Origin of the sequence: Streptomyces sp. NPDC007875, assembly GCF_042868035.1 — a bacterium.
In the GTDB taxonomy this organism is placed as follows: domain Bacteria; phylum Actinomycetota; class Actinomycetes; order Streptomycetales; family Streptomycetaceae; genus Streptomyces; species Streptomyces antimycoticus.
This window is the reverse complement of the sequence record NZ_JBIADZ010000075.1, coordinates 1-11,315: the sequence shown is the minus strand read 5'-3', so window position 1 is coordinate 11,315 and position 11,315 is coordinate 1. Positions and strand designations below refer to the sequence as shown.

The 11,315-nt window shown below is 68.8% G+C and carries 12 protein-coding genes and 2 pseudogenes; 4 read left to right on the top strand and 10 right to left on the bottom strand.

The features are described 5' to 3' along the window. Positions 1–221 precede the first annotated feature (221 nt). Both ACFYOY_RS48750 and ACFYOY_RS48745 read right to left on the bottom strand, forming a co-directional pair. Positions 222–476: pseudogene (locus ACFYOY_RS48750) on the bottom strand (DUF317 domain-containing protein); the annotation flags it as partial. A 51-nt stretch (positions 477–527) separates the two neighbouring features. Then, positions 528–1,064 carry a TetR/AcrR family transcriptional regulator gene (locus tag ACFYOY_RS48745; RefSeq protein WP_351901934.1) on the bottom strand — a complete coding sequence of 179 codons (537 nt, stop codon included), beginning with the start codon at positions 1,062–1,064 and terminating at the stop codon, positions 528–530. 75 nt (positions 1,065–1,139) lie between these two features. Here ACFYOY_RS48745 and ACFYOY_RS48740 point away from each other — a divergent pair, with 75 nt between their 5' ends. From ACFYOY_RS48740 to ACFYOY_RS48730, 3 genes and pseudogenes are all read left to right on the top strand, one after another. Further along, positions 1,140–2,189, top strand: coding sequence for an aldo/keto reductase (locus ACFYOY_RS48740; protein ID WP_388594528.1), 1,050 nt, complete (start codon positions 1,140–1,142; stop codon positions 2,187–2,189). Beyond that, on the top strand, positions 2,186–2,344 hold the full coding sequence (locus ACFYOY_RS48735) for a hypothetical protein (RefSeq protein WP_388594530.1): 159 nt from the start codon (positions 2,186–2,188) through the stop codon (positions 2,342–2,344). The genes ACFYOY_RS48740 and ACFYOY_RS48735 overlap by 4 nt, the downstream gene beginning before the upstream one ends. Positions 2,345–2,583: 239 nt before the next feature. After that, positions 2,584–3,286, top strand: a pseudogene (locus tag ACFYOY_RS48730) (NAD-dependent epimerase/dehydratase family protein); the annotation flags it as partial. A gap of 73 nt (positions 3,287–3,359) precedes the next feature. Here the strand turns inward: ACFYOY_RS48730 and ACFYOY_RS48725 are convergent. From ACFYOY_RS48725 to ACFYOY_RS48715, 3 genes are all read right to left on the bottom strand, one after another. Further along, positions 3,360–3,641 carry a hypothetical protein gene (locus tag ACFYOY_RS48725; protein WP_388594525.1) on the bottom strand — a complete coding sequence of 94 codons (282 nt, stop codon included), beginning with the start codon at positions 3,639–3,641 and terminating at the stop codon, positions 3,360–3,362. Positions 3,642–4,017: 376 nt separating this feature from the next. Next, positions 4,018–4,614, bottom strand: coding sequence for a transposase family protein (locus tag ACFYOY_RS48720; protein WP_388594523.1), 597 nt, complete (start codon positions 4,612–4,614; stop codon positions 4,018–4,020). Positions 4,615–4,939: 325 nt separating this feature from the next. Then, the gene (locus tag ACFYOY_RS48715) at positions 4,940–6,754 is read right to left on the bottom strand and encodes an APC family permease (RefSeq protein ID WP_351901928.1); all 1,815 of its coding nucleotides are present in this window, start codon (positions 6,752–6,754) and stop codon (positions 4,940–4,942) included. Between the two features lie 342 nt (positions 6,755–7,096). On the opposite strand from ACFYOY_RS48715, the gene ACFYOY_RS48710 reads away from it, so the two are divergent. Continuing rightward, positions 7,097–7,546, top strand: a complete 450-nt coding sequence (locus ACFYOY_RS48710; RefSeq protein ID WP_351901926.1) for a DUF1931 family protein — start codon at positions 7,097–7,099, stop codon at positions 7,544–7,546. Positions 7,547–7,590: 44 nt separating this feature from the next. Here the strand turns inward: ACFYOY_RS48710 and ACFYOY_RS48705 are convergent, their stop codons facing one another. The 5 genes from ACFYOY_RS48705 to trxA form a co-directional block, all read right to left on the bottom strand. Beyond that, entirely contained in the window at positions 7,591–8,025 is a 435-nt protein-coding gene (locus tag ACFYOY_RS48705) for a DUF2267 domain-containing protein (RefSeq protein WP_351901924.1), read from the bottom strand. A gap of 74 nt (positions 8,026–8,099) precedes the next feature. Further along, positions 8,100–8,597: an Hsp20/alpha crystallin family protein gene (locus ACFYOY_RS48700; RefSeq protein ID WP_351901922.1), complete on the bottom strand. Its 498-nt coding sequence runs from the start codon at positions 8,595–8,597 to the stop codon at positions 8,100–8,102. A 25-nt stretch (positions 8,598–8,622) separates the two neighbouring features. After that, complete coding sequence (locus ACFYOY_RS48695) at positions 8,623–10,425, bottom strand: FAD-dependent oxidoreductase (protein ID WP_351901920.1); 1,803 nt, start codon at positions 10,423–10,425, stop codon at positions 8,623–8,625. After that, positions 10,425–10,688 (bottom strand): UBP-type zinc finger domain-containing protein, encoded by a 264-nt coding sequence (locus ACFYOY_RS48690; RefSeq protein WP_351901918.1) that lies wholly within the window; start codon positions 10,686–10,688, stop codon positions 10,425–10,427. The genes ACFYOY_RS48695 and ACFYOY_RS48690 overlap by 1 nt, the downstream gene beginning before the upstream one ends. A 5-nt stretch (positions 10,689–10,693) precedes the next feature. After that, positions 10,694–11,158: a thioredoxin gene (gene trxA, locus ACFYOY_RS48685; RefSeq protein WP_388594518.1), complete on the bottom strand. Its 465-nt coding sequence runs from the start codon at positions 11,156–11,158 to the stop codon at positions 10,694–10,696. Positions 11,159–11,315: the final 157 nt, after the last annotated feature.

Here is an 11,315-nt window from a genome sequence, read left to right as displayed (position 1 = left end):
CGCCGACCAGGCAGCGACCGAACCAGTGAACCTGAAACCACGCCAACCCGCTCTGACCAGCTAGTCAGCCACTCCCGCACTGCGGGGGAACCTCAATCGCCGCATCCACGGTATGGGACATCCTGAACGCTGCGAGCATCGATCCAGCCCCACGCCGCGCCGGCCCGACCTGGCGCGGCCCCTGAAACTGGCCAGCAGTCACAGCAAGCACCGTTGCAGTACTAGGCCGGTGCCCGCAGCAGTCGCTCCCGGGTGGCCGCGGGCAGCGCCCGGCGCAGGACCGGTGCGGTCGAGCTGAGGGAGGCGGCGAAGGCTGCCACGAGGTCGTGCGGGACGCTGGAACCGAAGGAGGCCGCCCACAGGCAGGATGCGCCGAGCGCAGGCTCGGCCCATGCCTGCCATCCAGACGGTCCCGCCTCGTCGGCCGCGGTGGTCAGGGCGCGCGGGTCGGCATCCTGGATGAGGGGCGGTACCTCGCACGGGACTGTAAATCGTCCATCTGACAGGCCCTGTCGCGTGTGCGTCGTTTACCGGTGCATGCGGAGTCCGTCGAGGATGAGCGCGAGCATGTGGGGTGCCCGGTCCTCGGGGCTGGACGTGGCGCGCCACAAGGCGCCGGTGAGTTGGAGGAAGTCGCCTGGGTCGGCGTCCGGGCGGATGCTTTCGTCCTTCTTGCCTGCGTCGAGGAGTTCTGTGATCGCGGCGATGACCGGCCCGTAGCTCTGCTCGCTGATCGCCTGGTGCGCGCCCGGGCTGAGGGCGTCGCCGAGGCCGTGCTTTCTGCGCATGGCCTCGACGAGGTCGGTCGTCCAGTGGCGGAGCGCTTCCAGTGGCGGCATCTGGGCCAGCAGGTCGGGCACGGTGCCGATGATGCGTGCCACCTCGTCCTGGTAGACGGCCAGGACCAGCGACTCGCGTGTGGGGAAGTTGCGGTACAGGGTGCCCGCGCCGACTCCCGCGCGCTGGCCGATCTGGTTCATCGACGTGGTGCCGTCCGCCGCGAGCGCTTCGCGTGCGGCGGCGAGGATGCGTGCCCTGTTCTCGCGGGCGTCTGAGCGGACCACAGGACCTCACCTTGCTAAGTGGAGAACTCTCCATTACGTTATGCGGAGAGCTCTCCACATACTTTAAGGAGCGTCATGCATTACATCAAGCTCGGCATGACCGGCCTCGACGTGTCCCCGATCGCGATCGGCGCGATGACCTACGGCGAGCCCGACCGCGGGCACCCCGTCTGGTCGAAGGGCGAACGGGACGCGCGCCCGCTCATCCGGCACGCGCTGGAGGTGGGGATCAACTTCTTCGACACCGCGAACATGTATTCCAACGGTTCCAGTGAGGAAATCCTCGGCCGAGCGCTCAAGGACTTCGCCGACCGTGATGCCGTGGTGATCGCTACGAAGCTGCGCCATCCGATGCGGCTGGGGCCCAACGGACGGGGACTGTCGCGCAAGGCGATCATGACCGAGGTCGACCATTCGCTGCGCCGCCTCGGCACCGACTACATCGACCTGTATCAGGTGCACCGCAACGACCGCGCGACGCCGCTGGAGGAGACCCTCGAAGCTCTCAGCGACCTCGTCAAGGCCGGCAAGGTGCGCTACCTCGGCGCCTCGTCCATGCATGCGTGGGAGTTCGCGAAGGCGCTGCACCTGCAGAAGCAGAACGGCTGGGCGCGGTTCGTGTCGATGCAGGACCACTACAATCTGCTCGCCCGTGAAGAGGAGCGGGAGATGATCCCGCTGTGCCTGGACGAGGGCGTCGGCACGATCATCTGGTCGCCGTTGGCCCGCGGCCGCCTCACCCGCGCGTGGGACGACGCCCGCTCGACGGTGCGCTCCGAGACGGACGGCGCCTACGCGGACCTGCTCTACTCGCCGGAGCAGGAGGCATCCAACCACGCGATCATCGACGCGGTCGGACAGGTCGCGGACGCCCACGGCGTCAGCCGCGCACAGGTCGCGCTCGCCTGGCTGCGACGCCAGCCGGTCGTCACCGCACCGCTGGTCGGCGCAGGCTCGATCCGGCAGATCGACGAGGCCGTGGCCTCCCTCGACATCGAACTCACCGACGACGAAGTGCGCGCCCTGGAAGCCCCCTACACCCCCCGGTACGACTGGCAGGGCGTCTCGGACGAAGCCGAGATGGAGGCCATCCGCAAGCGCGTCCCCGGAATGACCCTCGCATGAACCCCATCGTCCGCTCCGGCGCCGCTGCCCGCGCCGGGGCCCTCCTCATCCTTCTTGGCCCGCTCGTGTCCTGGGTCGCCGAGTTCATCACCGCCGCCGCATGGCAGGACCCGCCGTACTCCCCCTGCACAACTGGGTCAGCCACCTCGGCCTGACCGGCCCGCCGCAGACCGCGTTCGGACAGGTCGCCGACTCCCCCCTCGGGGCCGTCATGGACACCGGCTGGGTGATCTACGGCACTCTCTTGATCATCGGCGCGTTCCTCGTGTTCGACCCGCGCAAGGGCACCCGCCCGATCATCATCATGATCCTCGCCGGCGTCGGGGGCTCGCTCGTCGGCATCTTCCAGGGCTCCAACTCCAACGTCGACAACGGCCTGATCGCATTCCACACCTTGCGGGTGCTGCGCGCCGCCCGCGACGCCCGCGTGCGCCGGGTCGTCCTGACAAGCGCCTTCGGCGCCATCGGGATCGGGCACCCCCAGCGCTCGACCCCGTTCACCGAGGAGAACTGGTCCAACGTCGACAGCGATATCCCGCCCTACCAGCGCTCCAAGACACTCGCCGAACGCGCCGCCTGGCATTTCATCCAAGACGAAGGCGGTGGACTGGAACTGGCAGCGGTTCATCCCGTGGGGGTGGACCACTGCTCGGCCCCGACGACCCACCTCCCTGCGCCTTGTGCGCAGAATGCTCGAGGGACAGGTTCCTGCGTGCCCTCCCTTCGGGATGGGCTTCGTCGACGTGCGCGACGTCGCGGGTCTGCATCTGCGCGCGATGACCGATCCGGCAGCCGACGGCGAGCGTTTCCTTGCAATCGCCGGACACAGCCTGCGGGTCGTCGAGATCGCGCGTATTCTGCGTGACCGCCTCGGTGAGCGCGCCGCGAAGTCCCCGACCCGTGAACTGCCCGTGTGGCTCGCCCGCGCCCTGGGCATCGTGAACCCGGAACTGCGACTGCTCAAGCACCAGCTCGGCCGGGATCTCGACGCCACAAGCGCCAAAGCGGAGAAGCTTCTCGGGTGGCGAGCGCGTCCCATCGAGGACACCATCGCGGAGACCGCCGAGAGCCTCCTCGCCCACGGCATCGGGACATGACCGGCTCATAACAAGTGGCCGCAACTGGGAAATATCTGATCGGAGTTGCGGTTCCGGTACGTTCGCGATGCGGTCACTGTGACCGTTCGCCGAACATTTCCTCCCGGGCCCTCCAAGCCCTCGTCACGCACCGCCGCCAGCAATAGACCGGAGTTCCCTGCGGCAGGTCTGTCCAGCGCTCCCTGAGGGAGTTCATCCGTGGTATCCGAATGCCGGTGCTGACGACCTTGAGACCGGCATCGGTCATCAGGGCGTCGAAGACGGCTGCGAACTTGGAATCGCGGTCGCGGATGAGGAACTTCGCCTTGCTGCTCGCGTCCTCGAGGTCCATGAAAAGGTTGCGTCCGAGCTGCACGAGCCACTCCGCGGTGGGGTGTGCCGTGGTGCCGAGGACCCGGGTGCGACGGGTGGTGTGCTCGCTGATGGCGAAGACGTACAGCCGGTCTCCCCGGAAGCGCGGATGCGGATGTCAGGGGGCTTCATAGCCTTCGCAGGAGTCGTCCTGCGCGCCGCCGGCTTCGCGTTGCTGCCCTTGGGATAGCGTTTCGGCTAGCGCGAGTCCAACTGACGGACATGGACAGCCTCCCGGTGCACAACCCGTCGACGGCGAGTGCGGCCTGGATCTCGCCGATGACCGTGTGACCTCGCGCGGTCTTGCACCGCGCTTGTGTCTCTGGGCGAGGCGCGATCACACACGGCGGCGTCGGGTTTCCGGGATTGTGCCCAGGCTGTCAATCACCTCGGTGAGGCGGTCCAGGCGCCCGTACAGCGCGCGGCAGAGCCGGGCGCGCCCCGGGTACGTCTTTGGTGCCCCACACGCCGCCCCTGCGCACAGCGAAGTCGTCGACACCGAGCACTCGGGGAACCCTCCAGTCCGGGTCCGGCAACGCCAACACCAGCGCTAACAGCGTCACCCGGCTCACCGCCACGTGCAGGACCTCCAGCACCCTCGCCCCGGCGGAGCCGGCCAATGCCAGCCCCACTGCCTGGAGCAGCCCCAGCAGCAACGGCGTATAGCGTCCGTAACGCACAGACAGCCCGTCGACCTGCTCCACGAACGTCCGCCGCGGACAGCACGGCTCGTCACAGAACAGGCGCCGCACACGGAGATGGATCACGACGGACCGGCCACCGACCGCCACATCGGTCAGACGACGCCGATAGCGGCTGTGCACCCGCACCGACACCCTGCCGCAATCAGGACACGGCAACACGACACCCTCCGGGGTACGCGCCCGGACCTCTACCTTCCCACCCTCAAGGCTCACCCACTCCACCAGCGCCTTCTCCAGGTGCGGGAGCACGATGCCCAGCAGTTCGCCACACACTCCGCACGATGACACCAAGATGACGCGCTGCCACTCATCACGAAAATCTTGCAAGAGCCCCGTTTCCGGTACCCACAGGGCTCCGGAAGCTCCAGGGCGAGATCGCGGGCCTCACCGTCGCTCAGCCGAAGCGCCAGTACCGAGAGTGGCGCGGAGTGAGGTCGGCCGCTTCCTGCCGCGAGAGCTGCGTACGGTCCGCCGCCATCTGGAAGAGCTCCTTTCGTCCATGCGGGCCTCCTTGCCGGAGTCGAGGACGTCACCCTCCGCCTTGCCACGCGGCCACCCGCCACGCGAGGTACCACAAGCCCCGCCGAGCGGGCCACGCTCACATGCTCAGGCCGTACGGCATCATGCAGACGACGACATCGGTGCGCGCCCTGAGGACCGTGGCCAGCAGCAGGCCGCGCTGGTTCTGGAGGATCTTGTAGCGCCGGTGCCGGGGCTCAACCTCGGGGATGAGAACGGCGATCTCCCGGCCGCCCCCGGCCTCGCGCCGCACATACGCGACCATCGGCTGCACCAGGGAGCGGTGCGGGCTGTCGATGATTTCCAGGCGCACCCCCGGATTCCAGCGCTCCCAGGTGTCCTGCAGGGCCCGCGCCTTCGCGGGCTCGGCCTGGACGCTGACCGCCACAACCTCGTCGCCCAGGGCGAGCGCCGCCGTCAGCGCGCGCTGCGCGAGCCTGCTGACCTCGCCGAGCGGGACGATGACCAGGCTCATGGTGCGCACCGGTGGCGGCGGGATCCGCCCGAGCCCGAGTTCCTCGCCGGCCGCCGTGTAATAGCGCTGGACGCGGGTGAACAGCAGCATCAGCAGCGGCACCGCGACGACGGCCACCCAGGCCCCTTCGAGGAACTTGGTGGTCAGCAGGACCAGACCGGCCCCGGTGGTCAGCACGGCCCCCAGACCGTTGATCATCGCCCGGCGCAGCCACCCTTCCGGCTGCTCGGTCGTCCAGTGCCGTACCAGCCCGACCTGGCTGATGGTGAAGCCGGTGAACACCCCGATGGCGAACAGCGGGATCAGCCGATGGGTCTCGCCCCCCACCACGTTGAGCAGCAGGGCCGACAGCAGTGCCAGCGCCACCACGCCGTACCGGTACACCGGCCGCTCCGCGCGCAGCCCGAACAGGTGGGGCAGCCGGTCGTCCCGCGCCAGCAGGCTCATCAGGACCGGGAGGCCGCCGAAGCTGGTGTTGGCGGCGAGCGCGAGAACAAGGGTGACGATGAGGTTGGTCGCGTAGTACTCCCATCCGGTTCCGTACGACCCGGCGGCGAGCTGGGCGAGGACCGTCACACCGCCGCGCGGCGCCACATGGTCGCGGCGGATCAGATACGCCATCCCGAGCAGCATCACGCCGAGGAGCATGCCGAGCATCAGCTCGGTGTGCTGGGCCCGCTTGATGCGCGGCTCGCGGAACATCGGCACGCCGTTGGCGATGGCCTCCACCCCGGTCAGGGCGGAGCAGCCCGAGGAGAACGCTTTCAGGATCAGCAGGACGCCCAGCGCCTCGGTGGTCCGGACGGGGTGGGCGGCGCCGACGACGGCCGCGGGGTGCGAGCGCAGGATCCCCATGACGAGGATGCCGAGCATGCTGACGATGAACAGCACGGTCGGCAGCATCAGCACCCGGGCGCTCTCGGCCACTCCCCAGAGGTTCACGGCTGTGAGCAGGGCGAGCAGCACCAGGCAGACGGCGAGCAGATGCGAGGAGAGGATCGGGAAGGCGGATGCGAGGCTGGCGGCGCCGGCGGCCAGGCTGACGGCGACGGTGAGGACGTAGTCGATGGTCAGGCTCGCCGCGGCGAGCAGGCTCACCCGTTGCCCGAGGCTCTTCTTCGCCACCGCGTAGGCGCCGCCGCCGTCCGGATGGACGGCGATCACCTGGCGGTAGGAGATCACCAGCACGGTGAGCAGGACGGTGATGACGACAGTGATGGGCAGCGTGGCGGTAAGGGCCCCGGTGCCGGCGGCGACCAGGACGACCACGATGGCCTCGGGGCCGTACGCGACCGAGCTCAGCGCGTCCAGGGACAGCGCGGCCAGCCCCTCAAGGCTGGTGAGGTGGTGCTTGTCGCCCTCCCCGTGGCGCAAAGGTACCCGTGGCCGCAATGCGCGGTGTGCCAGTCCGAACGCCATGGGGAACCTCGGGGCGGGGTTGTTGGGGGCCGTTCCGCGACAGTGTGCCCCGCCGTGGCGCCCGGCCACCTGAGGCATGCCCGAACAGCCGCCACGTGTCCGCCGCCTCCGTGAACCCCTGACCTGACCGAGTGCTCCTCACGGCGCTCCCCGAGTGTCGCCGCGGCGGTGGGAGCCGCACCCATAGCATGACCTGGCGCGGTCACCGACCTGCCGGCAGCAGGCCGGTCCGTGCGATTGGTTCCTGGGGGCCCATGCGGTCGCGCATCCGGCGAGCGAGGGTGGCGCTGAACGAGGCGCGCCGGGTTACGCCCAGCGCCGGACGACTGGAGGTTGGTGACCATGACGGTGATGTCCGTGCCCAGGTTCGAGCAGTTCTTCCGGGTGGCGGCGGGACTTGATGTCGACAAGAACGACCTCAAGCGCTATAGCGACTTCGTGGACGCCAAAGTCTACGATCTGCTGCTCATCGCCGAGGCGGTCGCGAAGGCCAACAACCGGGACGTGATCGTGCCGTGGGATCTGCCGATCACCAAGGGGCTACAGGAGAACATCCACCGTTTCCGGGACCTCGACCACGAGATCGAGTTGAAGCCCATCCTCGATCAGCTCGTCAGGCACCCGCCGCTGGACCGCGCACCCGACGACGCGACGGAGGCGAGGTTGCCGGAAATCGTCGGCGGGCTCAGTCTGGCGCTCGCCAAGGCATTCAAGATCATCTACCCGGACCTGAAGAATCCGCAGACCAAGCACTGGGAGACGGTCTGGCCGCTCTTCAATCTCCTGCTGTGACGCCGTTGTGAATGCCGGGAGCGATGCGGTGGCCGCCGGACCGGCTAGGAGGGCATGACCTCGGACATCGAGGCGGGCATACGCGCCTTGAGGTCCTTCCACTCGCCCTCGCTGATGTGGTTCTCGAGGACATGCAGGACCGTGCGCACCAGTTGCTCGGTGTCGCCCTCGATCGCGTACGGAAAGTCGTGCCGGACCCGCCGGAAGAATTCCTCGCTGTTCAATTTCACGGGCGTCTCCGCGGGCTTCCACCCGTCGTAGTAGACGCCGCGCAGCAAGGTCGGAAGCTGCGCTCCGAAGTGCACGGCCTCATCGACCGACAGCCGGTCCCGCAGGTGGTGCAGGACCGCGCGCAGAGCGGCGTACGACTGCTTCCGGCGCTCCTTGGGCCACCCATAGGCGTGCTCGATCTCCTTCAGGACATGGTTGGCCTTGTCGACCATGGTGTCGAACGAGGAAAAGGCTGCCGCAACCATCATGTAGTCCTTCCGATGCCCGCGGCGGCACCCGGCGGGGCGGGGCCGCCGCGGGAGAGAGCCGGATCCCGGCGGTCTCAGCCGCCCTGGCGTTCGCTGCTCTCGGTTATCTCGATGTGACGGGGCTTGGCGGTCGCCGCCTTGGGGACGGTGATCGTGAGCACGCCGCTGGACATGCTCGCCGTGACGTCTTCGGTGTTCACTTCGCTCGGGAGCAGCAACCGGTACTCGAAGCGACCGGTACGGCGACTGCTGTGCCGCATGATGCCTTTGCGCTCCCGTTCCTTGATCTCCCCCGTTACGGCCAGCTCCTGGCCATTGATCTCGATGTCGACGTCCTTGCGGTCCACGCCGGGGAGCTCGAGTTCTATGTGATAGGCGTCGTCGGCTTCGGTCACATCGCCGGACGGCGTCCACGCCGCTATGGCGGGAGCCGCGCTTCCGACCGTGGATTCGAGCAGACCGCCCATCTGGTTGATGAGGTCGTCGAATTCCAGAAGTGGATTGCGCGCCCAGCCTCTGGGACGCTCCACTGTTCCCTGGCCTCGCTGCTGTCGGCGAACCGGCATGTTCATCGTCCGTCACCTCCGGTCGTGTCGGTTAGTGGGCAGGGGATGTGTTGTGACCACCGCCCGGCTCGGTGAACCGGCCGGACGGAGCTTCTGTGTCATCGGGGTGGCGCGCGACGTCGACGGTGGTGTGGCCGAGGTGCTCATGGACGTGATGGATGGCCATCGCCCCTTCACCGGCGGCGGAGGCCACCCGCTTGACCGAGCCGCTGCGCACGTCGCCCGCGGCGAAGACCCCGGGCAGACTGGTCTCCAGCCCCAGACAGGCACGGCCCTGGCCCTCCCAGACCGTGCCACTCGCGCGGGCCTGCGCCGAGGCGCCGGTGAGCACGAAGCCACGGTCGTCCAAGGCGACCACGTCGCCGAGCCACGCCGTACGGGGCCGGGTCCCGATGAAGACGAACATCGCGCGCACGACCAGATTGCGACGCTCCCCCGTACGGTTGTTCTCCACCACGACGGCCCGCAGGACCTCGTCGCCCTCCACCACCCCGCGCACCTCGCTGTTCAGCAGCACATTCACCCGTGGATGGCGTTCGATCTGGTCGACGAGGTAACGGGACATCTTGGCACCGAGATCCGGGCCCCGGACCAACAGATGCACGCGCGGGACGCGCTGCGCGAGGAAGAGGACGGCCTGGCCCGCGGAGTTACCGCCGCCGACCACCGCGACCGGATCCGCGCTGCACTGCTGCGCCTCGTACACGGTCGCCGCATAGTAGACGCTCGTCCCCTCCACCCGTTCGATGCCGGGCACTTCGAGCCTGCGGTACCAGGCGCCCGTTGCCAGCACGACGGTGTGGCTCACCACATCGCCGCCGTCGGCGAAGGTGACGCGGTAGTAGCCGTCGTCCTCGGGCTTGAGCAAAGCCGCTTCCGCGGGAACCCACACCTGGGCCCCGAACTTGCGCGCTTGGAGTTCGCCTCGTTCGGCGAGGTCGGAACCGGAGATCCCGGTCGGAAAGCCGAAGTAGTTCTCGATGAGGGACGACGTGCTCGCCTGGCCGCCCGTGGCGATCGCGTCCAGGAGGGCTGTGGTCAGTCCCTCGGACGCGGCATAGACGGCGGCCGCCAGCCCGGCGGGTCCGGAGCCGACGATGATCAGATCGCTGCGGGTCTCCTCGGCGGACGGAGGGGAGAGACCGATGAGCCGCGCCAGTTCGGCGTTGCTGGGGTTGCGCAGCACCCGCTGATCACGCCAGATGACGATCGGTGTCTCCTCCGGGGGGATGGAGAAGCGGCGCAGCAGTGCCTCGGCCTCCTGGTCCGCCTCCAGGTCGATCCAGCGGTGCGGCAGCCGGTTGCGGGCCGCGAACTCGCGCAGCCGCCGGGTGTCGGGCGAGTAGCGCGAGCCGAGGATACGGAAGCCGGCGCCTGAGCCGACGAGCAGCGCGCGGCGGCTCAGATAGGCACGGAGGATGAGGTCGCCGAGGATCGGATCGCGGGCGACCAGCACCCGCAGCCAGTCGATCGGAAGGGACAGCACTTCTCCGGGCTCTCGGGCCCGGGCGGTGTAGAAGGCCACCTGTCCCTGGAGGAGCCCCAGCTCGCCGAGGAACCGCCCCGGCCCGTGTACCCTCAGGACCCGCTCGTCGGGGGTGCCGTGGGCCTCTACGATCTCGATGGAGCCGCTGAGGATGACCAGGAACTCCGAACACCCCTCCCCCTCCCGGACCAGCACCTGGGCCGGCTCGACCCGGAAGCGCTCCCCGTGCTCGGCGAGGAACGCGATCTGGGTTTGCGACAGCCGGGGGTAGGCGCCGTACAGATCCGGGGTCTCGAACGGCACCGCCTCGTCGGGAGCGGCCTCGGGGGGCCGGTCGTCGCCTGCCATCAGGCCATGGCCTCGTGGGCGTAGCACCAGCGCCAGCTCTCACCCGGCTCCATGGGCTCCACGATGGGATGCTGCTCGGCGTAGGCGTGGGCGCGCGCGTGCTTGAGCGGTGAGGAGTCGCAGCACCCGACGTGTCCGCAGGTCAGGCACAGCCGCAGATGGACCCAGGGGGACCCCAGGCGCAGGCACTCCTCGCACCCCTCGGGGCTGCGCGGGGAGACCGGGCGCACCATCGACAGGTGCGGATCGGGTTCGATGGCCATAAACGTCACCCTCTCTTGCTGTCCCCCCGGCCCGCCATCACTTGCTCGACCCACGAGCGCAAGGTGCCCGCCGGGGCGGCACCCGCGCGGCGGGCGACCAGTTCCCCCTTGTCCAGGATGAGCAGGGTCGGCACGGCCTGCACCTCGAAGCGCTGGGCGATGTTCGGATTGCGGTCGATGTCGACTTTGACGAGTTTGACCTTGCCCGCCAGCTCCGTGGCGACCTGCTCAAGTGCGGGGCTGACCATCCGGCAGGGCCCGCACCAAGTCGCCCACAGGTCCACGACGACGAGGGGCGTCGCCTTCTCGGCGACGTCGGCGAACTCGTTCTCGTCCGCGTCCACGATCCACGGCAGCGGCGACTTGCAGTTGCCGCACCGAGGGGCGCCCTCGGCCGCCACGGGGACCTTGTTCGCGCGTCCGCAGCTGGGGCACTTGATGGTCCGGGCTTTGATCGTTGGGCTTGGCATGGTCGGTCACGCCGCCTCTCCGACTTCCTGCCGGGCTCGCTCCTCGACGTGCTCGCCCGATGGCTGTTCGTAGGTGACCACGAGTTCGCCGTGCTGGGCGTCGACCTTGACGGTGGCGCCCTCCTGGACGTCGCCCTTCAGCAGGGCGCGTCCGATG